The 19,667-nt window shown below is 71.1% G+C and carries 21 protein-coding genes, 5 tRNA genes and 1 pseudogene; 20 read left to right on the forward strand and 7 right to left on the reverse strand.

What is annotated here, in order from left to right:
• Positions 1–482 precede the first annotated feature (482 nt).
• The 9 genes from ACIHAR_RS11400 (at position 483) to ACIHAR_RS11440 (ending at position 4,579) form a co-directional block, all read left to right on the forward strand.
• Positions 483–677 (forward strand): hypothetical protein, encoded by a 195-nt coding sequence (locus ACIHAR_RS11400; RefSeq protein ID WP_365460399.1) that lies wholly within the window; start codon positions 483–485, stop codon positions 675–677.
• Between the two features lie 130 nt (positions 678–807).
• Positions 808–1,584 (forward strand): fumarylacetoacetate hydrolase family protein, encoded by a 777-nt coding sequence (locus ACIHAR_RS11405; RefSeq protein WP_365460402.1) that lies wholly within the window; start codon positions 808–810, stop codon positions 1,582–1,584.
• Positions 1,577–3,061, forward strand: coding sequence for a glutamate--tRNA ligase (gene gltX, locus ACIHAR_RS11410; protein WP_365460405.1), 1,485 nt, complete (start codon positions 1,577–1,579; stop codon positions 3,059–3,061). Before ACIHAR_RS11405 ends, gltX begins: the two co-directional genes overlap by 8 nt.
• Positions 3,062–3,273: 212 nt before the next feature.
• On the forward strand, positions 3,274–4,008 hold the full coding sequence (locus tag ACIHAR_RS11415; RefSeq protein ID WP_400018748.1) for an HAD family hydrolase: 735 nt from the start codon (positions 3,274–3,276) through the stop codon (positions 4,006–4,008).
• Between the two features lie 92 nt (positions 4,009–4,100).
• Positions 4,101–4,172: transfer RNA gene (locus ACIHAR_RS11420), tRNA-Gln, on the forward strand.
• Positions 4,173–4,211: 39 nt separating this feature from the next.
• Positions 4,212–4,284: transfer RNA gene (locus tag ACIHAR_RS11425), tRNA-Glu, on the forward strand.
• A gap of 29 nt (positions 4,285–4,313) precedes the next feature.
• Positions 4,314–4,386 (forward strand) — tRNA-Glu (locus ACIHAR_RS11430).
• 20 nt (positions 4,387–4,406) lie between these two features.
• Positions 4,407–4,478 (forward strand) — tRNA-Gln (locus ACIHAR_RS11435).
• Between the two features lie 28 nt (positions 4,479–4,506).
• Positions 4,507–4,579, forward strand: a tRNA-Glu gene (locus ACIHAR_RS11440).
• Positions 4,580–4,656: 77 nt separating this feature from the next.
• Here ACIHAR_RS11440 and ACIHAR_RS11445 read toward each other — a convergent pair.
• The gene (locus tag ACIHAR_RS11445) at positions 4,657–5,301 is read right to left on the reverse strand and encodes a MerR family transcriptional regulator (RefSeq protein WP_400018750.1); all 645 of its coding nucleotides are present in this window, start codon (positions 5,299–5,301) and stop codon (positions 4,657–4,659) included.
• Positions 5,302–5,384: 83 nt separating this feature from the next.
• Between ACIHAR_RS11445 and ACIHAR_RS11450 the strand changes: the two are divergent.
• Positions 5,385–5,894: pseudogene (locus ACIHAR_RS11450) on the forward strand (DUF4188 domain-containing protein); the annotation flags it as partial.
• A gap of 206 nt (positions 5,895–6,100) precedes the next feature.
• Here the strand turns inward: ACIHAR_RS11450 and ndgR are convergent.
• Positions 6,101–6,817 (reverse strand): IclR family transcriptional regulator NdgR, encoded by a 717-nt coding sequence (gene ndgR / locus ACIHAR_RS11455; RefSeq protein WP_015036427.1) that lies wholly within the window; start codon positions 6,815–6,817, stop codon positions 6,101–6,103.
• A gap of 186 nt (positions 6,818–7,003) precedes the next feature.
• On the opposite strand from ndgR, the gene leuC reads away from it, so the two are divergent.
• The 4 genes from leuC (at position 7,004) to ACIHAR_RS11475 (ending at position 10,358) form a co-directional block, all read left to right on the forward strand.
• Positions 7,004–8,434 (forward strand): 3-isopropylmalate dehydratase large subunit, encoded by a 1,431-nt coding sequence (gene leuC / locus ACIHAR_RS11460; RefSeq protein ID WP_400018752.1) that lies wholly within the window; start codon positions 7,004–7,006, stop codon positions 8,432–8,434.
• 6 nt (positions 8,435–8,440) lie between these two features.
• Positions 8,441–9,034, forward strand: a complete 594-nt coding sequence (leuD, locus tag ACIHAR_RS11465; protein ID WP_400018753.1) for a 3-isopropylmalate dehydratase small subunit — start codon at positions 8,441–8,443, stop codon at positions 9,032–9,034.
• Positions 9,035–9,339: 305 nt separating this feature from the next.
• Positions 9,340–9,570, forward strand: coding sequence for a hypothetical protein (locus tag ACIHAR_RS11470; protein ID WP_365460421.1), 231 nt, complete (start codon positions 9,340–9,342; stop codon positions 9,568–9,570).
• A gap of 137 nt (positions 9,571–9,707) precedes the next feature.
• The gene (locus ACIHAR_RS11475; RefSeq protein ID WP_365460424.1) at positions 9,708–10,358 is read left to right on the forward strand and encodes an HU family DNA-binding protein; all 651 of its coding nucleotides are present in this window, start codon (positions 9,708–9,710) and stop codon (positions 10,356–10,358) included.
• 86 nt (positions 10,359–10,444) lie between these two features.
• Here ACIHAR_RS11475 and ACIHAR_RS11480 read toward each other — a convergent pair whose 3' ends face one another.
• Entirely contained in the window at positions 10,445–10,648 is a 204-nt protein-coding gene (locus ACIHAR_RS11480; RefSeq protein ID WP_365460427.1) for a hypothetical protein, read from the reverse strand.
• Positions 10,649–10,658: 10 nt separating this feature from the next.
• Positions 10,659–11,297 (reverse strand): 2-phospho-L-lactate guanylyltransferase, encoded by a 639-nt coding sequence (gene cofC, locus ACIHAR_RS11485; protein WP_400018757.1) that lies wholly within the window; start codon positions 11,295–11,297, stop codon positions 10,659–10,661.
• Between the two features lie 155 nt (positions 11,298–11,452).
• On the opposite strand from cofC, the gene ACIHAR_RS11490 reads away from it, so the two are divergent.
• Genes ACIHAR_RS11490 through ACIHAR_RS11500 form a run of 3 tightly spaced genes read left to right on the forward strand, consistent with a single transcriptional unit; the run spans position 11,453 to position 14,482 of the window.
• On the forward strand, positions 11,453–12,259 hold the full coding sequence (locus tag ACIHAR_RS11490; RefSeq protein WP_365460433.1) for a lysophospholipid acyltransferase family protein: 807 nt from the start codon (positions 11,453–11,455) through the stop codon (positions 12,257–12,259).
• Positions 12,256–13,266 (forward strand): NAD(P)H-dependent glycerol-3-phosphate dehydrogenase, encoded by a 1,011-nt coding sequence (locus ACIHAR_RS11495; RefSeq protein ID WP_365460436.1) that lies wholly within the window; start codon positions 12,256–12,258, stop codon positions 13,264–13,266. The genes ACIHAR_RS11490 and ACIHAR_RS11495 overlap by 4 nt, the downstream gene beginning before the upstream one ends.
• A gap of 58 nt (positions 13,267–13,324) precedes the next feature.
• On the forward strand, positions 13,325–14,482 hold the full coding sequence (locus ACIHAR_RS11500; RefSeq protein WP_400018760.1) for a D-alanine--D-alanine ligase family protein: 1,158 nt from the start codon (positions 13,325–13,327) through the stop codon (positions 14,480–14,482).
• Between the two features lie 190 nt (positions 14,483–14,672).
• On the opposite strand, the gene ACIHAR_RS11505 is transcribed toward ACIHAR_RS11500, so the two are convergent.
• Both ACIHAR_RS11505 and ACIHAR_RS11510 read right to left on the reverse strand, forming a co-directional pair.
• Complete coding sequence (locus tag ACIHAR_RS11505) at positions 14,673–15,155, reverse strand: DUF3515 domain-containing protein (RefSeq protein ID WP_365460442.1); 483 nt, start codon at positions 15,153–15,155, stop codon at positions 14,673–14,675.
• 20 nt (positions 15,156–15,175) lie between these two features.
• Positions 15,176–15,409 carry an Lrp/AsnC family transcriptional regulator gene (locus ACIHAR_RS11510; protein ID WP_037677600.1) on the reverse strand — a complete coding sequence of 78 codons (234 nt, stop codon included), beginning with the start codon at positions 15,407–15,409 and terminating at the stop codon, positions 15,176–15,178.
• 206 nt (positions 15,410–15,615) lie between these two features.
• Between ACIHAR_RS11510 and ACIHAR_RS11515 the strand changes: the two genes are divergently transcribed.
• The gene (locus ACIHAR_RS11515; protein ID WP_365460445.1) at positions 15,616–16,581 is read left to right on the forward strand and encodes a thiamine-phosphate kinase; all 966 of its coding nucleotides are present in this window, start codon (positions 15,616–15,618) and stop codon (positions 16,579–16,581) included.
• Positions 16,578–17,387, forward strand: a complete 810-nt coding sequence (gene thiD / locus ACIHAR_RS11520) for a bifunctional hydroxymethylpyrimidine kinase/phosphomethylpyrimidine kinase (RefSeq protein WP_365460448.1) — start codon at positions 16,578–16,580, stop codon at positions 17,385–17,387. Before ACIHAR_RS11515 ends, thiD begins: the two co-directional genes overlap by 4 nt.
• 135 nt (positions 17,388–17,522) lie before the next feature.
• On the opposite strand, the gene rpmB is transcribed toward thiD, so the two are convergent.
• The gene (gene rpmB / locus ACIHAR_RS11525) at positions 17,523–17,708 is read right to left on the reverse strand and encodes a 50S ribosomal protein L28 (RefSeq protein ID WP_003993230.1); all 186 of its coding nucleotides are present in this window, start codon (positions 17,706–17,708) and stop codon (positions 17,523–17,525) included.
• A gap of 256 nt (positions 17,709–17,964) precedes the next feature.
• Between rpmB and ACIHAR_RS11530 the strand changes: the two genes are divergently transcribed.
• On the forward strand, positions 17,965–19,662 hold the full coding sequence (locus ACIHAR_RS11530; RefSeq protein ID WP_400018765.1) for a DAK2 domain-containing protein: 1,698 nt from the start codon (positions 17,965–17,967) through the stop codon (positions 19,660–19,662).
• Positions 19,663–19,667: the final 5 nt, after the last annotated feature.

Below are 19,667 nucleotides of genomic sequence, written 5' to 3' on the forward strand. Positions count from 1 at the left end.
TCTCACCGCCACTCGGCGCTGCTGTGCGCCCCGTGCGCGCCGGTTCGATCCCGCGGCGGTCCGTGGAATTCCAGCACAGTGCAGGATCTCCAACAAGGTGTGTTGGCCGGGCTGTGACATCCGTGACACCGCGTGAGGGGCGGGTTACGGGTCGTAGAAACCGATCCGGAGTAAAAGGGGCATAAGTGCGCCAAGCGGGGAAGCGGGGTGGGTGTCCCAGTCGCCATGATCAGGAGCGGAATGAGGGCTTCAGGGGGTCAATGTCCGTTTCCGAGGGGCCGGTTGGCAGCCTGAATTGCCCGGTTTGAGCAATGATCCGTGAGCAAACTCACACGCTGATCATGAGACCTTCACGCGTTCACCGGGAATCGCGTGTTTAGCCTGACGCTTTACAGAAATGGCAAATCCGACAAGCCGCGCCCTCCGCGGTGGGCCGCACCCGGCCCGCCGGGCGCCCGGACAGGACAGGGCTCAGTACAACAGTGAAGACGACGACGATGTTCCACAAGATCGCCAACCCGCGGCGCACGACGCTGGCGCACCTCAAGGACGCCGACGAACTGCAGCTTCCGGAGCAGCAGGAGCACTCCGTCGACCTGCCGGCCCAGACTGCCAACCCCAAGCGCACCGTCCTCATCGAGGTTCCCGTGGCCGCCGCCACCGCCTCCGCCGAGTAGTACGCGCACCGGCCGCCGCATACTCAAGGCGGCCGCCACGGATGTCAAGGGCGTCCCCGGCCGGGGGCGCCCTTCCGCGTTAGCCTGGAGCGTCAGACTCCAGCCAGCTCAGCAAGGGGCCAACCAACCCGTGCGCATCGCCAGGTTCTCCATCGACGGGAACGTCGCCTTCGGCGCGGTCGAGGGCGACAAGCCGGACGAGCTCGTCCTCGACATCATCAAGGGCATCCCGTTCGCGGAACACCAGCTCTCCGGCACGAAGGTGCCGCTGAGCAAGGTCCGGCTGCTCCCGCCCGTGCTCCCCAACAAGGTCGTGGCCTTCGGCCGCAACTACGCCGAGCACGCGCGCGAGCTCGGCAACGAGGTGCCCGACGCCCCGTTCGCCTTCTTCAAGCCGTCGACCTCCGTGATCGGCCCCGGGGACGACATCCAGTACCCGCCGTTCTCCGAGGAGCTCCACCACGAGGCGGAGCTGGCCGTGGTGATCGGCCGCATGTGCCGCGAGGTCCCGCGCGAGCGCGTCAAGGACGTCGTCTTCGGCTACACCTGCGCGAACGACATCACCGCGCGGGACGTCCAGAAGCGCGAGAAGCAGTGGGCCAGGGCCAAGGGCTTCGACTCCTCCTGCCCGCTCGGCCCGTGGGTGGAGACGGACCTGGACCCCTCCGACCTGACCATCCAGCTCACGGTCAACGGCCTGCAGCGCCAGCTCGGCCGCACCAGCGAGATGATCCACTCGATCGAGGATCTGATCGTCAACATCACCGAGGCCATGACGCTGCTCCCCGGCGACGTGATCCTCACGGGCACCCCGGCAGGGGTCGGCCCCCTGGCTGTCGGCGACGAGGTCGCCGTCACCATCGAAGGCATCGGCACTCTCACCAACAAGGTTGTCAAGCGTGGCTAGCGCACCCGGCTCCCCCGTACGCGTCCGTTTCTGCCCCTCGCCCACCGGTAACCCCCACGTGGGCCTGGTCCGCACCGCCCTGTTCAACTGGGCGTTCGCCCGGCACCACGGCGGCACCCTGGTCTTCCGCATCGAGGACACCGACGCGGCCCGCGACTCCGAGGAGTCCTACGAGCAGCTCCTGGAGGCGATGCGCTGGCTGGGCTTCGACTGGGACGAGGGCCCCGAGGTCGGCGGCCCGCACGCGCCGTACCGCCAGTCGCAGCGCATGGACATCTACAAGGACGTCGCGACCAAGCTCCTGGACGCCGGCCACGCCTACCACTGCTACTGCTCCCAGGAGGAGCTCGACACCCGCCGCGAGGCCGCCCGCGCCGCCGGCAAGCCCTCCGGCTACGACGGCCACTGCCGTGACCTGACCGCCGAGCAGGTAGCGGAGTACCAGGCCCAGGGCCGCACCCCGATCGTCCGCTTCCGGATGCCCGACGAGACGATCACCTTCACCGACCTCGTCCGCGGCGAGCTGACCTTCACCCCGGAGAACGTCCCGGACTACGGCATCGTCCGCGCCAACGGCGCCCCCCTGTACACGCTCGTCAACCCGGTCGACGACGCCCTGATGGAGATCACCCACGTCCTGCGCGGCGAGGACCTGCTCTCCTCCACCCCGCGCCAGATCGCCCTCTACAAGGCACTGATCGAGCTGGGCATCGCGAAGTCCGTGCCCGAGTTCGGCCACCTGCCGTACGTGATGGGCGAGGGCAACAAGAAGCTGTCCAAGCGCGACCCCCAGTCGTCCCTCAACCTCTACCGCGAGCGCGGCTTCCTTCCCGAGGGCCTGCTCAACTACCTCTCGCTCCTTGGCTGGTCGCTCTCGGCCGACCAGGACATCTTCACGATGGACGAGATGGTCGCGGCCTTCGACATCAAGGACGTCAACCCGAACCCGGCCCGCTTCGACCTGAAGAAGTGCGAGGCGATCAACGCCGACCACATCCGCCTGCTCGAGGTGAAGGAGTTCACCGAGCGCTGCCGCCCCTGGCTGAAGGCCCCGTTCGCCGCCTGGGCGCCGGAGGACTTCGACGAGGCCAAGTGGCAGGCCGTCGCCCCGCACGCCCAGACCCGCCTGAAGGTCCTGTCGGAGATCACGGAGAACGTCGACTTCCTCTTCCTCCCCGAGCCGGTCCTCGACGAGGCGAGCTGGACGAAGGCCATGAAGGAGGGCAGCGACGCCCTGCTGCGCACGGCCCGCGAGAAGCTCGAGACGGCCGACTGGGCCTCCCCCGAGTCCCTCAAGGAGGCCGTCCTGGCGGCCGGCGAGGCCCACGGCCTCAAGCTCGGCAAGGCCCAGGCCCCGGTCCGTGTGGCCGTCACCGGCCGCACCGTCGGCCTGCCCCTCTTCGAGTCCCTGGAGGTCCTGGGCAGGGAGAAGTCGCTGGCACGCATCGACGCGGCGCTGGCGAGGCTGGCGGCGTAACGCCGGACCCGCGTGAGGGGCGGCCCCGGATCTCCGGGTGCCGCCCCTCACGCGTACCGCCGGACGGCGACCACCCCGCCGACCGGGCCATGGCTCTCTTCGAGGATGCGTCACCGAATCCCCGGTGGCGCCCCGCCCGGACGCAGCCGCCCGGTGGCCCGCGCGGCGGCAATCGGCGGACAGGCCCCCGCACCCCGCGTTACCGTCGGATCATGAGCATTCGCGCCGTGGTCTGGGACGTGGACGACACCCTCTTCGACTACACGACCGCCGACCGCGAGGGCATGCGGGCCCATCTGGTGGCCGAGGGGCTGATGGAGGGGTACGGGACCGCGGAGCAGGCGCTCGACCGCTGGCGGGAGGTCACCGACCGGCAGTGGGCGCGGTTCGCGGCGGGTGAGCTCACCTTCGAGGGGCAGCGGAGGGACCGGGTGCGGGTGTTCCTGAGCCGGCCGGAGCTGACCGACGCGCAGGTCGACGAGTGGTTCCAGCGGTACATCAGGCACTACGAGGCCGCCTGGGCGCTCTTCCCGGACGTCCTGCCCGTGCTGGACGCCCTCGCCGCGAGCCACCGGCACGCGGTCCTCTCCAACTCCAGCCTCACCGTCCAGGACCGCAAGCTGCGCGTCCTCGGAGTCCACGACCGCTTCGAGACGATCCTGTGCGCCGCCGAGCTCGGCGTCTCCAAACCGGAGGCCGCCGCCTTCCTCGCGGCCTGCGAGGCCCTCTCCCTGCCGCCGGAGCAGGTGGCGTACGTCGGCGACCACCCGGAGATCGACGGACAGGGCGCCGCGGACGCCGGACTGCTCTCCGTGTGGATCGACCGCTACGGCGGTACGGCCACCGTCGAGCTCCCGTCCGGACGGCACCGGATCGCCACCCTCGCCGAACTGCCCGCGATCCTCGGCGCGGATACCCGTTTTGGAGCGCAGTCCACCTTCGGGTAATGTTCTTTCTGCGCCGCCGGGGAGCGGGCCGAAAGGCCGGAATCCCGGGGAGCAAAGCTAGAACAAGATCCCCTCAGGGGCTTGCGTTCCAGTGGCCTATGGTGTAATTGGCAGCACGACTGATTCTGGTTCAGTTAGTCTTGGTTCGAGTCCAGGTAGGCCAGCTCGCAGAGCTCATCTGCACCCGCGGATCACATCCGCAAGCCCCCGTTGTGTAGCGGCCTAGCACGCTGCCCTCTCAAGGCAGTAGCGCCGGTTCGAATCCGGTCGGGGGTACTGGTTCCGATCGACTCGGAACCGCTAGGGCCCCCGTTGTGTAGCGGCCTAGCACGCCGCCCTCTCAAGGCGGTAGCGCCGGTTCGAATCCGGTCGGGGGTACTGACTGGTCTAAACCACATTGGTCTATGGTGTAATTGGCAGCACGACTGATTCTGGTTCAGTTAGTCTTGGTTCGAGTCCAGGTAGACCAGCTCGGACCTGCGGAAACGCAGAGTCCACGCCCCCGTTGTGTAGCGGCCTAGCACGCCGCCCTCTCAAGGCGGTAGCGCCGGTTCGAATCCGGTCGGGGGTACTTGACAGAAGGCCCTCCACTTCCGTGGGGGGCCTTCGTCGTTCCCCGCGCACACGGCCCTGTCGAAGCCGCACCCCTCACTCGAAGCCGTACCGCCGCGCCGACTCCTCCTCCTGGGCCAGCCGGTGCAGCGCCTGCAGCATCGGCTCGACGAGGATCGCGCCGAGCACGGCCGTCTCGATCCGCTCCGCCTCCGACGCCCGCGTCTCCACGAAGTCCAGGTCGAGGACGGCCGCCTGGTGCATCAACCGGGCGTAGGACACGAGGAGTTCGGGACCCCAGTCGTAGCCCAGCCGGCGCAGGGCGGCCACCGCCACCACCAGCGAGCGGTAGGCCGGCGAGATGGTGGTCAGCAGGCGGGCGCTCTGCCACCCCAGCGTGCGCAGGAGCTCCTCCGCCTCGCGGTGGGCGGCCCGGACGTGCTCGTCGTCCGCGTCCGGCTCCGGCACCTGCGGCAGGGCCCACAGCGCCGCGCCGAGGCGGATCGTGCGGCCCAGGGAGTCGTCGTCGACGTGCCCGAGCACCTCACGGACCGTGGCCACCGGCACCCGGCCCACCTGGATCATCGCGCGCACCAGCCGCAGCCGGCGGAGATGTCCCTCGTCGTACTCGGCGGTCGTCGCGTTGACCTGGCGGCCGGGCGGCAGCAGTCCCTCGCGCAGGTAGTACTTGATCGTCGCCGTGGACACACCACTGCGCTCGCTCAGTTCGGCCAGCCGCATCACTTGCGTCCCTTCTTGGTCAGCGGCACTATCCAAGCATGGGCGCTTGGGTAGTGCCGCTGACCAACGAGGGGAGGACGGGCATGTCCGGGAAGCCGGTCGCATCCAGCCGTACCACCGCGGACGCCCGCGGGGACGTGGTCGTCCTGCTGATCGGGATGCGCGTCAACCACTTCTGGGCGGTGCACCAGTGGCTGCCGGTCATGCTGGCGATGTTCCGCATGCTGGCCGAACTGAAGAAGGACCCCGGCCGCGGTCTGCTCTCCCGCGTCCTGCTGACGGCGTCCCCGCGCACGTACTACGTCGTCCAGTACTGGGAGTCCCAGGAGAAGCTGTACACGTACGCGAGCGCCCCCGACGCCTTCCACCGCAGGGTGTGGACCAGGATCAACCGCATGGAGCGCGGCGGGAAGGTGCGCGGGCACGTGGGGATCTGGCACGAGGCGTACGTCGTGCCGGAGGGACGCTACGAGGCGGTCTACGGGGACATGCCGCCGTTCGGACTGGCCGCCGCGCACGGACAGGTGCCGCTGGAGCGACGGGGGCGGTATGCGAAGGACCGGTACGCGTACCGGTCCGGGACCAGCGAGGCGGCGGAGGCCCGCGAGGTGCTGGGGAACGGTGAGGCGTCGAGGGTCCGCGAGGCGTCGGCGACCGTCGGTGCCTCCGGGAAGGCCGACGCTTCCGCGGGGGGCGACGAGAAGACCGGGTGACAGGGGGATCCGGGGGACCGGGGAGAGCCTGCCGCGGCGTTGGGGCCGGCTCTCCCCGGTGATGCCCGGGACGTCCTGTGACGGGCTCAGCCCGTGCGGCGCAGGGCCTCGGAGAGGCGGGCGGCGGCGTCGATGACCGCCTGGGCGTGCATCCGGCCCGGGTGGCGGGTCAGGCGCTCGATGGGGCCGGACACCGAGACGGCGGCCACGACGCGGTTGGAGGGGCCGCGGACCGGCGCGGAGACCGAGGCGACACCCGGCTCCCGCTCGCCGATGGACTGGGCCCAGCCCCGGCGCCGTACGCCCGACAGGGCCGTCGCCGTGAAACGGGCGCCCTGCAGGCCGCGGTGGAGGCGCTCGGGCTCCTCCCAGGCCATGAGGATCTGGGCCGAGGAACCGGCCTTCATCGTGAGCGTCGAGCCGACCGGGACCGTGTCCCTGAGGCCGGACAGGCGTTCCGCCGCGGCGACGCAGATGCGCATGTCGCCCTGGCGACGGTAGAGCTGCGCGCTCTCGCCCGTGACGTCACGGAGGTGGGTGAGCACCGGGCCGGCGGTCGCGAGGAGACGGTCCTCGCCGGCGGCCGCGGCCAGTTCCGCGAGCCGCGGGCCGAGGATGAACCGGCCCTGCATGTCACGCGCCACCATCCGGTGGTGTTCCAGGGCCACGGCCAGTCGGTGGGCCGTGGGTCGTGCCAGTCCGGTCGCCGCGACCAAGCCCGCGAGGGTGGCCGGACCGGACTCCAGAGCGCTCAGGACAAGGGCTGCCTTGTCCAGAACGCCGACGCCGCTACTGTTGTCCATGAAACGATATTCCCGTCTCACTCTGTGAAACGCAAGTTCATTTTTCCGTGAGACGCGCAACCCTTGGATGCACAGCGGCCCGCGGACCAACGGGCCCGGCGGCGGACGCCCGGATACAGGGGCGCGGGCGCCGCTCCCCAAGATCTCTAGTTGGGCCGGCGCACCTTGCCGGCCGGAGGGAAAGCGATGGGTAGGACACTCGCGGAGAAGGTCTGGGACGACCACGTCGTCCGGCGCGCCGAGGGCGAGCCCGACCTCCTCTACATCGATCTGCACCTGCTGCACGAGGTGACCAGCCCGCAGGCCTTCGACGGCCTCCGCAAGAGCGGCCGGCAGGTGCGCCGCCTCGACCTCACCATCGCGACCGAGGACCACAACACCCCCACCCTCGACATCGACAAGCCCATCGCGGACCCCGTCTCCCGCGCGCAGCTGGAGACCCTGCGCAAGAACTGCGCCGAGTTCGGCGTCCGGCTGCACCCGCTGGGCGACGTCGAGCAGGGCGTCGTGCACGTCGTCGGCCCGCAGCTGGGTCTGACCCAGCCGGGCATGACCGTCGTCTGCGGCGACTCGCACACCTCCACCCACGGCGCTTTCGGCGGTCTGGCCTTCGGCATCGGCACCTCCCAGGTCGAGCACGTGCTGGCCACCCAGACGCTGCCGATGGCCCGCCCGAAGACCATGGCGATCACCGTCAACGGCGAACTGCCCGAGGGCGTCACGGCCAAGGACCTGATCCTGGCGATCATCGCGAAGATCGGCACCGGCGGCGGCCAGGGCTACGTCCTGGAGTACCGCGGTTCCGCCATCGAGAAGCTCTCGATGGAGGCCCGGATGACCATCTGCAACATGTCGATCGAGGCCGGCGCCCGCGCGGGCATGATCGCCCCCGACGAGACGACCTTCGAGTACCTCAAGGGCCGCGTCCACGCCCCCCAGGGCGAGGACTGGGACGCCGCCGTCGCGTACTGGAAGACGCTGAAGACGGACGAGGACGCCGAGTTCGACGTCGAGGTCGTCATCGAGGCCGCCGAACTGTCGCCGTTCGTCACCTGGGGAACCAACCCCGGCCAGGGCGCGCCGCTTTCGGCGTCCGTCCCCGACCCGGCTTCGTACGAAGACGCTTCGGAGCGCCTCGCCGCCGAAAAGGCCCTGGAGTACATGGGGTTGGAGGCCGGCCAGCCGCTGCGCTCCATCAAGGTGGACACCGTCTTCGTAGGCTCCTGCACCAACGGGCGGATCGAGGACCTCCGGGCCGCCGCCGACCTGCTGCGGGGCCGCAAAGTCGCCGACGGCGTACGGATGCTGGTCGTCCCGGGCTCCGCGCGCGTGGGTCTGCAGGCCGTCTCCGAGGGCCTGGACGTCGTCTTCAAGGAGGCCGGCGCCGAATGGCGGCACGCGGGCTGCTCGATGTGCCTGGGCATGAACCCCGACCAGCTGGCCCCCGGTGAGCGTTCCGCGTCCACCTCCAACCGCAACTTCGAGGGCCGACAGGGCAAGGGCGGCCGTACGCACCTGGTGTCGCCGCAGGTCGCGGCGGCCACCGCGGTCCTGGGCCACCTGGCCTCCCCGGCCGACCTGTCCGACGCCGAGACCCGTACGCCCGCTGGAGTCTGATCAGTCATGGAAGCATTCACCACGCACACCGGCCGGGCCGTCCCGCTGCGCCGCTCGAACGTCGACACCGACCAGATCATCCCTGCTCACTGGCTCAAGAAGGTGACGCGGGACGGGTTCGAGGACGGGCTGTTCGAGGCCTGGCGCAAGGACCCGGAGTTCGTGCTCAACCGCCCCGAGCGGCAGGGCGCGACCGTCCTGGTCGCCGGCCCCGACTTCGGCACCGGCTCCTCCCGTGAGCACGCCGTCTGGGCGCTGCAGAACTACGGCTTCAAGGCCGTGATCTCCTCCCGCTTCGCCGACATCTTCCGCGGCAACTCGCTGAAGAACGGCCTGCTCACGGTGGTCCTCGAGCAGAAGATCGTGGACGCGCTGTGGGAACTCACGGAGAAGAACCCCACTGCTGAGGTCACTGTGGACCTTGAGGCGCGTGAGGTGCGCGCCGAGGGCATCACCGCCTCCTTCGAGCTGGACGAGAACTCCCGCTGGCGGCTGCTGAACGGGCTGGACGACATCTCCATCACCCTCCAGAACGAGGCCGACATCGCCACCTACGAGGCCGAGCGCCCGTCGTTCAAGCCGCGGACGCTCCAGGTCTGATCCGTGCTCCATCCGGCCTGATCCGCGCATGATCCGCACCTGATCCGCATGGCGGGCGGTCGAGTTTCGGCCACCACGACACCCCCTCCGTACCCCCGATCGGTCCGATCGGGGGTACGGCCGTGTCCGGGCCCGTCCGGACCCGCCGGTCCTCACGCGTCCTCCCAACTTCCCACGTTACGAGGGTGGTTGCCGGGGTACGCGCCCTCTCGGGGCGCTGCTTCCGCGGGCGCCGGGACGACCGTTCGAGGCGGCAGTTGCCCCCTGGGCGGGCGACAACTCGCCCCAGATGGCACAATCTGTGCATGGAACACGACGGCCAACTCGAGCTCTATACGGCGGTCGCGAACCAGCTCAAGGAAGCGCACTCAAGGGTGCGCGCACTGCAAGTCCCGGAGGGCGTACGGATGGCGCTGACCCGGAAGCTGCTGGTCATTACGGCCGCGGCCAAGCACGATCTCGCCGATGCGACAAGGCGGCTGGAGCGGTTCATGGCGGACCTCGACGAGGGGCGAATGCCCGAAGTGGAGCGCTGATCGCCTCCGGAGCAGCCGAGTTCGTTGCGGCACAAGGGTGATTAGCCCGTTTCGTGTTTGATTTGCGGTATATATCTGCCTAACGTGCGAAAAAGCTTGAACACTTTCGTTCTGGCGATGTCTCCGAAGGGGAAGACGTGAACAAGGCGCAGCTCGTAGAAGCGATTGCCGACAAGCTGGGCGGCCGCCAGCAGGCCGCCGACGCGGTCGACGCGGTCCTGGACGCCATCGTCCGCGCGACCGTCGCGGGGGAGAGGGTCTCGGTCACCGGCTTCGGTTCGTTCGAGAAGGTCGACCGTCCGGCGCGTTACGCCCGGAACCCCCAGACGGGCGAGCGGGTTCGGGTCAAGAAGACGTCCGTGCCGCGCTTCCGCGCCGGTCAGGGCTTCAAGGACCTGGTGAGCGGCTCGAAGAAGCTGCCGCGCGGCGGCGAGGTCGCCGTCAAGAAGGCTCCGAAGGGCAGCCTGTCCGGTGGCGCCACCGCGACGGTCAAGAAGGCCGCCGCGAAGAAGGCCACCACCAAGGCGGCGGCGAAGAAGACCACCCCCGCGAAGAAGACGACGGCGGCCGCGAAGAAGACCACGGCCACCGCCAAGAAGACGACCGCCAAGAAGTCGACCACCAAGACGGCGGCGGCCGCGAAGAAGACCTCCACCGCGAAGACGGCCACGGCCAAGAAGACCACGGCCAAGAAGGCCCCGGCGGCGAAGAAGGCGACGGCCACCAAGGCCCCCGCCAAGAAGTCGACCGCACGCAAGACCACCGCCAAGAAGACCACCGCCCGCTGAGGCGTCGGAGGTCAGGGGCACTCACGCGCCGGGCCGGACTCCCTCTCGGAGTCCGGCCCGCGGCGTGTCCGGAGGATCTTCGGGGTTCAGAACGTGTGCAGGGTCACCAGGGTGATGCGGCGGGCGTCCCCCTCGCCCTCGGTCTCGATCCGCACCCGCTGTCCGGGCCGCAGCAGCCTGAGCCCACCCGCGTCGAAGGCCGGCGCGTCGAAGGGCACCGGGGTGCCGTCGTCCAGCAGCACCTGCCCGCTGCGGGTGTCGGGGTCGTAGGTGTACGCGGTGGCCTGCATGGTCGGCAGCCTACTGCCCCGCGGTCAGCAGGTGCGCGGCCGCCGCGGCCGTCCGGGGGCCCACGCCCAGTGCCAGCGCCGCCCGCAGATCCTCGCCGGTGTCCACGTCCTGGCGTACGGAATCGACCGCCTCGACGCGGAGTTCCGCGGCTCCGGACGCGCGATGGCGGGCGCGGGAATCGATGCCGAATGCGGGGAGCAATTCCTGTCCCGGGGCCACCGCGAGCAGGGTCGTGCCGATTGCGGCCGCGTCGGGAAGAAAAGCGCGGGGGAATTCAGCGGCCGCTTCCAGGACACGCGCCAATTCCCCCGGGCGAAGGGCTGGGAGATCGGCGTTCAGCGCGGCGAGCGCGCTGTCGGGGCGCGTGGCGCGTACGACGGCCGCCGCGTGCGCGAGGGCGGCGTTGAGGCCGTCGCGCGGTTCGTCGGCGACGATGCGGGCGCCCAGGGCCGCGAGCTCACGGCCGGCCACCACGTCGTCCGTGACCACTGCCACATCCAGAACCGCCGGGCAGGCCAGCGCGGCCGCCACCGTGTCCTGGGCGAAGGCGAGGGCGAGTCCCGGACGCAGCCCGTCGGCCGCGGTGTCCGCGAGCCTGCTCTTGGCCAGCGCCAAGGGCTTCAGGGGTATGACCAAGCTCCACTGCACCGGTGTACCGTCCCTCTCTCGTCGCCGCCATTGTCACCCTGACCCTCCGGCGGTACCTCGATCGGGGCGTACGGTGTCCTCGACAGACCGGCGACCCGGGGCGACACTTGTGCGGCCCCCAGGCGCCGGAGGAAGTCCTAGAGGAAGGTGTCCGCGTGCCCCGCCGCAGAATCGGCTTCTGGTACCGCTTCGCTGCGGTCCTCTGCAAACCGCCACTGGTCGTTCTGATCAAGCGGGACTGGCGAGGAATGGAGCACATTCCGGCCGAGGGCGGATTTATCACCGCGGTGAACCACAATTCGCACATCGACCCCTTCGCCTACGCGCACTATCAGTACAACACCGGACGAGTGCCGCGTTTCCTCGCGAAGAGCGGGCTTTTCAAGAAGGGATTCGTCGGCGCCGCGATGCGCGGCACCGGGCAGATCCCCGTCTACCGCGAGTCCACCGACGCGCTCAGCGCCTTCCGGGCCGCCATCGACGCCGTGGAACGCGGCGAGTGCGTCGCCTTCTACCCCGAGGGCACCCTCACCCGCGACCCGGACGGCTGGCCGATGACCGCCAAGACCGGTGCCGCACGGGTCGCCCTGCAGACCAAGTGCCCGGTGATCCCGGTCGCGCAGTGGGGCGCCAACGAACTGCTGCCGCCCTACGCCAAGAAGCCCAACCTCCTTCCGCGCAAGACCCACCGCGTCCTCGCCGGCCCGCCCGTGGACCTCGCGCGCTTCTACGACAAGGAGATGACCCCCGAGCTGCTGAAGGAGGCGACGGAGGTCATCATGGCCGCCATCACCCGCCAGCTCGAGGAGATCCGCGGCGAGAAGGCGCCCGACACGCCCTACGACCCGCGCCGTGAGCGGATCGAGCAGCGGCGCCGGACCCAGGCGCAGACCCGGGCACGGACCCAGGCACATGCGCAGGCCGACCGACCGACCGTCCGAGAAGGGGAGAACGGCACGTGAGCGAGCCCGTCAAGGCGGCCGTCTTCGGCACCGGATCCTGGGGCACCGCCTTCGGCGCGGTCCTCGCCGACGCGGGCTGCGAGGTGACGCTCTGGGCGCGCCGCGCCGAGCTCGCCGACGCGGTCAACTCCACGCGGACCAACCCCGACTACCTCCCCGGCGTCGAACTCCCCGAGAACCTGCGGGCCACCGCCGACCCCGCCGAGGCGGCGCGCGGCGCCGACTTCACCGTGCTCGCCGTCCCCTCCCAGACCCTGCGCGACAACCTCGCCGAGTGGAGCCCGCTGCTCGCCCCCCACACCGTCCTCGTCTCGCTGATGAAGGGCGTGGAGCTCGGGACCACCATGCGGATGAGCGAGGTCGTCGAGGACGTCGCCAAGGTGGGCCGGGACCGTGTCGCCGTCGTCACCGGGCCCAACCTCGCGCGGGAGATCGCCTCGCGCATGCCGGCCGCGGCCGTGGTCGCCTGCACCGACGAGACCGTCGCCCAGCGCCTCCAGGCCGCCTGCCACACCCCGTACTTCCGCCCGTACACCAACACCGACGTGGTGGGCTGCGAGCTGGGCGGGGCGGTGAAGAACGTCATCGGGCTCGCCGTCGGCATCGCGGACGGCATGGGCCTCGGCGACAACGCCAAGGGCTCGCTGATCACCCGCGGCCTCGCCGAGACCACCCGCCTCGGCCTGGCGATGGGCGCCGACCCGCTCACCTTCTCCGGACTCGCGGGTCTCGGCGACCTGGTGGCCACCTGCTCCTCGCCCCTGTCCCGCAACCACACCTTCGGCACCAACCTCGGCAAGGGCATGACCCTGCAGGAGACGATCGCCGTCACCAAGCAGACCGCGGAGGGCGTCAAGTCCTGCGAGTCGGTGCTGGATCTGGCGCGCCGGCACGGCGTCGACATGCCGATCACCGAAACGGTCGTCGGCATCGTGCACGAAGGCAAGCCGCCGGTGGTGGCGTTGAAGGAGCTGATGTCGCGCAGCGCGAAGCCCGAACGACGCTGAGCAACCCCTTGAGTCGACGCTGTCTCCGGGCACTGCCACCGGGTACTCTCGTCGCGATATGAGCACCGAGAACCTCCCCCAGAGCCCTGAGCAGCCCGCCCGCAAGCCGCGCGTGGCCGTCGTGTTCGGCGGGCGCAGCTCCGAACACGGGATCTCCGTGGTCACCGCCGGAGCCGTCCTCAAGGCGATCGACCGGACCAAGTACGAGGTCCTGCCGATCGGCATCACCCAGGACGGCCGCTGGGCGCTCACCGCCGACGCGCCGGAGCGTATGGCGATCACCGACCGCCGCACGCCCAGCGTCGAGGAGCTCGCCGAGTCGCAGGAGGGCGGCGTGGTGCTCCCCGTCGACCCCGCCAACCGCGAAGTCGTCTACAGCGAGCCCGGGTCGGTGCCCAAGGCGCTCGGCGAGGTCGACGTCGTCTTCCCGGTGCTCCACGGCCCGTACGGCGAGGACGGGACCCTCCAGGGCCTGCTGGAGCTCTCCGGCGTCCCGTACGTGGGTTCGGGTGTGCTCGCCTCGGCCGTCGGCCAGGACAAGGAGTACATGAAGCGGGTGTTCACCTCCTTCGGGCTGAAGGTCGGCCCGTACGTGGTGATCCGGCCGCGCGAGTGGCAGCAGGACGAGTCGGCCGCCCGCAAGAAGATCATCGACTTCGCCGGCGAGCACGGCTGGCCGCTCTTCGTGAAGCCCGCGCGCGCGGGTTCCTCGATCGGCATCACCAAGGTCGACGACCTGTCGGGGCTCGACGAGGCGATCGCCGAGGCCCAGCGCCACGACCCGAAGATCCTCGTCGAGGCGGCGCTGCGGGGCCGCGAGATCGAGTGCGGGGTGCTGGAGTTCGAGGACGGCCCGCGGGCCTCGGCCCCGGCCGAGATCCCGCCGCCGGACACCCACGCGTACTACGACTTCGAGGCCAAGTACATCGACTCGACCCCCGGCATCGTCCCGGCCCCGCTGACGCCCGAGGAGACCGCCGAGGTGCAGCGTCTCGCGGTGGACGCCTTCGAGGCCGCCTCCTGCGAGGGCCTGGTCCGGGCGGACTTCTTCCTCACGGAGGACGGCGAGTTCGTGATCAACGAGATCAACACGATGCCCGGCTTCACCCCGATCTCGATGTACCCGCAGATGTGGCAGGCGAGCGGCATCAGCTACCCGGAGCTGGTGGACAGGCTCGTGCAGGCGGCACTGCGCAGGTCGACCGGCCTGCGCTGACCCGGCCCGGGGGCGGCGGGACCGCGAACGGGGGCGGGCTCCGTCCCGTGGGCGGGACCGGGCACGCGGCGGCCCGCAGCCGGACGACGGCCCGGACCCGCGCGGCGATGCGGAGCGTCGGCGACCGGCGACGACGCCGCAGACGTACGTGCCGGACCCCGCGTCCGCGGCGTGATCCGAACGACGGGCCCTAGTCGGCGATCCCCTCGGGGATCGCCTTCTTGATGGGCGCGGCCAGGTCGACGAGCGGTGCCAGTCCGTCCGCCGTACGGTCCTCGGGGATCGTGACCTCGACGTACGCCCTGCGCAGCGCGGTGGTGAGGCGGAAGGAGCCGTTCGACTGCTTCTCCAGCAGCCACCCCACCCCGTTCACCTCGACCCCGTCGGCCTCCGCGTCGTTCATCCTGTCGGGTCGTTCGACACCGCAGCGCAGTATGATCGCCGGGTTCCCCCAGCCCGCGGTCAGCGCGGACGCGGGTGAGGGATCCCGGCGGCCGAGGTCGTCCACCGTGGACGGCAGCGCCCGGTCCAGGTTGCGGCACAGTTCTGTGACCGCCGCCGAGGCACTGGGAACCGCCGCCGACGCGTCACCGTCTGCTGAGGAGCAGCCCACCGCAGCGAGCAGGAGGGCGAGCGGGGGCAGAACGACCGGCCGGTGACGGAAAAGGTTCACCGGCCAAGGGTAGACGGGGGCTACAGATGCACGACCGGGCAGGTCAGGGTACGCGTGATCCCGTCCACCTGCTGGACCTTGGCGACCACCATGCGGCCGAGGTCGTCCACCGTGTCGGCCTGGGCCCGCACGATCACGTCGTAGGGACCCGTCACGTCCTCGGCCTGGACGACCCCAGGGATCTTGCTGATCGTTTCGGCGACGGTCGACGCCTTGCCGACCTCCGTCTGGATCAGGATGTACGCCTGTACCACGGAACCTCCAGGGCGGCCACGAGGATCATGTGGGGAAAAGGAACGCCACGGTATCGCGTCGCCGCTCGCCGCGGGGAGACCTGCGGGTGCCGCGGCTCGCGCGCCGGGGTGCAGGCAGGACAGAAGTTGACGTTCACCTCGACCGTATCGAGGACACTGGTGACGCGCGACCGGGCACGGACAGGGACAGAAGGGGAGCAAGGGCGATGAAGGGCACTGTTGGTGAGCTAGGGGAGTTCGGGCTCATCAGGGAGCTCACCTCCCGTCTCACCACCACCCCGGCGGTCCGGGTCGGCCCCGGCGACGACGCCGCGGTGGTCGCCGCGCCCGACCGCCGGGTCGTGGCCAGCACCGACATCCTGCTGGAGGGCCGGCACTTCCGCCGGGACTGGTCCACCGCCTACGACGTCGGCCGCAAGGCCGCCGCCCAGAACCTCGCCGACATCGCCGCGATGGGCGCCGTGCCGACCGCGCTGCTGCTCGGCCTTGTCGTGCCCGCCGAACTGCCGGTGACCTGGCCGACCGAGCTGATGGACGGCCTGCGCGACGAGTGCCAGGTCGCCGGTGCCTCGGTCGTCGGCGGAGACGTCGTACGCGGCGACACGATCATGGTGTCGATCACCGCGCTCGGCGACCTGCGCAACCAGGAGCCGATCACCCGGGCCGGCGCGCAGCCCGGCGACCTCGTGGCGGTGACCGGATGGCTGGGCTGGTCCGCCGCCGGGTACGCCGTCCTCTCCCGGGGTTTCCGCTCGCCGCGCGCCTTCGTCGAGGCCCACCGTCGCCCCGAGCCGCCGTACCACGCCGGTCCGGCGGCCGCCGCGCTGGGCGCGACCGCGATGTGCGACGTGAGCGACGGGCTGATCGCCGACCTGGGGCACATCGCGGAGGCCAGCAAGGTCCGCATCGACATCCGCTCCGGGGCGGTCGACATCCCCACGCAGATGAACGACATCGGGCAGGCCGTCGGCGTCGACCCCATGCAGTGGGTGCTGACCGGGGGAGAGGACCACGCGATCGTGGCGACCTTCCCGCCGGACGTGAAACTGCCGGCCCGCTGGAAGGTGATCGGCGAGGTACTCAACCCCTCCGCCCTGCCCCAGGTGACGGTCGACGGCGCGCCGTGGACCAGCAAGGGCGGCTGGGACCACTTCGGGGACATCGAGTCATGAGCGCGCCTGTCCGGGTGCTGACGGTCGCCGGCTCCGACTCCGGTGGCGGCGCCGGTATTCAGGCCGACCTGAAGACGATGCTCGCGCTCGGCGTCCACGGCATGAGTGTGGTGACCGCGGTCACCGCGCAGAACTCCCTCGGCGTGCAGGGCGCTTGGGAGCTGCCCGTGGACGCGGTGCGGGCCCAGTACCGCAGTGTCGTCGACGACATCGGCGTCCAGGCCGTGAAGACCGGCATGCTCGCCTCCGCCGAACTCGTCGAGGCGGTGGCCGAGTTGCTCGCCGCTACGGACGCACCGATCGTCGTCGACCCCGTCGGCGTCTCCAAGCACGGGGACCCGCTGCTGGCGGCCTCGGCGCTGGACTCCGTACGGACCGAACTGCTGCCCGTCGCGACCGTCGCCACCCCGAACCTCGACGAGGTGGCCCAACTCACGGGTGTGCGGGTCGAGTCCGAGGAGCATCTGCGGGAGGCGGCGGCCGCCGTGCTGTCGTACGGGCCGCGCTGGGTGCTCATCAAGGGCGGGCATCTTCCCGGTGAGGCCGTCGACCTGCTCAGCGACGGCACCGCCGAGCACTGGCTGCGTGCCCCCCGGCTCGACAACCGGCACACGCACGGCACCGGCTGCACCCTCGCGTCGGCGATCGCCTCGGAGCTCGCCAAGGGGCGGGCCGTTCCGGAGGCGGTGGCCGCGGCGAAGGAGTACGTCACCGGGGCGATCGCGGCCGGGTTCGCACTGGGCGGGGGCATCGGTCCGGTGGACCACGGCTGGGACCTCACGCGTCCCGGTAGGCCCGGGGCCTGACGTCCGCCGCCGCGTGCCGGGCGAGGCACGGCGCGAGCCACGGCGTACGGCGCGAGACGCAGCAAAAAGCCGGTCCACCAGAGGTGGACCGGCTCAGTGCAGCGAACCGGCAGTGGCCGCGCGCTCAGCTGAGCGTCAGCGCGAGACCTTGCCGGCCTTGATGCACGAGGTGCAAGCGTTCACGCGCTTCGGCGTCCCGCCGACCACGGTACGCACACGCTGGATGTTCGGGTTCCAGCGGCGGGACGTACGGCGGTGCGAGTGCGAGATGTTGTTGCCGAAGCCCGGCCCCTTGCCGCAGACGTCGCAGTTGGCAGCCACGGGTCACTCCAAAGACTTCAGATGCACTTACGGTTGATCCCGGCATGCCGGGATCAAGATCATGGGATCAAGGATCTGAGTGGCGGTGCCAGGGGGATGGCCCGATCTGGATCGGGCAACCGGAGCAGCATACAACGGCTGCGCCAGTACAACGAAACTACCATGGCTGCTCAGGGCCCGGCCCCCGGCCCTCTTCCGGTGGGCACCCACCCACGGTCTACGCTGCGTCCCAGTCCAGCAGCTCAAGGAGGCCCAGGTGCCGCAGGTGCCGCAGACATTCCTCGATGCTCTCGCGGTGCGCACCTGGTGCGGTCTCGCCCTGCGCGCGCTGGGGCGGGCGCGCGAGGAGATCGACGCGATCAACGTCTATCCCGTCGCGGACGGGGACACCGGCACCAACCTGTACCTGACCGTCGAGTCGGCGGCGACCGCCGTCGAGGCCGTGTTCGCCGGGTACGAGGCCGGCTCGGCGCCCGCCGGGAGCCCCTCTCTCGCCGACGCCGCGCACGCGATGGCGCACGGCGCGCTCATCGGCGCCCGCGGCAACTCCGGGACGATCCTCGCGCAGCTGCTGCGCGGCATGGCCCAGGTGCTCGCCGCCGGGAGTGACGCCTCTCACGCCGACGCGGAGGGGCTGCGCCTGGCCCTGCGGCACGCGGCCGACTCCGCCCGGCAGGCCGTGGCCCATCCGGTCGAGGGCACCGTCCTGTCGGTCGCCTCGGCCGCCGCCGACGCGGCCGGAGGGGCCGAGGGCGACTGCGGGACGATCGCACGGGCGGCCTATCAGGGGGCGTGCGTGGCGCTCGCCGAGACGCCGGGCCAGCTGGCCGTCCTCAAGCGCGCCGGAGTGGTCGACGCGGGCGGGCGGGGGCTGGTGGCGGTGCTCGCGGCGCTGGTGGAGACGTTCACGGGGGAGGTGCCGGGGGCCCCGGCCCGCTCCGGAAGCGGGACGCACCCGCGGGGGGAGCCCCAGGAGTGCGTGCCGGCGCAGCCCGCCCCGGCGGACACCTGCGAGGACGGCGGGGACGGCGGACCCGCCTTCGAGGTCGTCTACCTCCTGGAGGCCGAGGACGCGGCCGTGGCCCGACTGCGGGAGCGGCTCGACGCGCTCGGGGACTCGCTGGTCGTGGTCGGCGGCGACGGGCTGTGGAACGTCCACGTCCACGTCGACGACGCCGGCGCCGCCGTGGAGGCGGGCGTCGAGGCCGGCCGGCCGTACCGGATCCGCATCACGCACTTCGGCGCCGACGACGTGCACGCGCGCGGGGGCGAACGGCCGCCCCGCGAGCGCGCCCAGCGTGCGGTGGTCGCCGTCGTGCCCGGCGAGGGGCTGGCCGGACTGTACGCCGAGGCCGGCGCGACCACGGTCCTCGCGCGCCCCGGGGAGCCGCCCGCCAGCGGCGAGCTCGTCGAGGCCGTACGGCGCGCCCACGCGCGCGAGGTCGTGCTGCTGCCCAACGACGCCGACCTGCGCCACACCGCGGCCGCGGCCGCCGAACAGGCCCGCTCGGAGGGCATCCGGGTGGCCCTGATCCCCACCCGGTCCGCGGTCCAGGGGATCGCCGCGCTCGCCGTGCACGAGCCGGACCGCCGCTTCGACGAGGACGTCGTCTCGATGACCTCGGCGGCCGGCGCGACCCGCTACGCCGAGGTCGCCGTCGCCGAGCGCCAGTCGTGGACCATGGCCGGCATCTGCCAGGCCGGCGACGTCCTCGGCCTCATCGACGGCGACGTCGCCGTCATCGGCGCCGACGTCACCGCCACCGCCGAGACCGTGCTCGACCGCATGCTGGCGGCGGGCGGGGAGCTCGTCACCCTGGTGCTCGGCGACGAGGCTCCCGAAGGCGTCGCCGAGCGGCTGGAGGCGCGGGTGCGGGAGGGGTACCTGGCGGTCGACACGGTGGTGTACCGGGGCGGGCGCCAGGGGGCGCTGCTGCTGATCGGCGTGGAGTAGCCCGG

The organism is Streptomyces sp. NPDC052016 (assembly GCF_044548445.1).
Classification (GTDB): Bacteria; Actinomycetota; Actinomycetes; order Streptomycetales; family Streptomycetaceae; genus Streptomyces.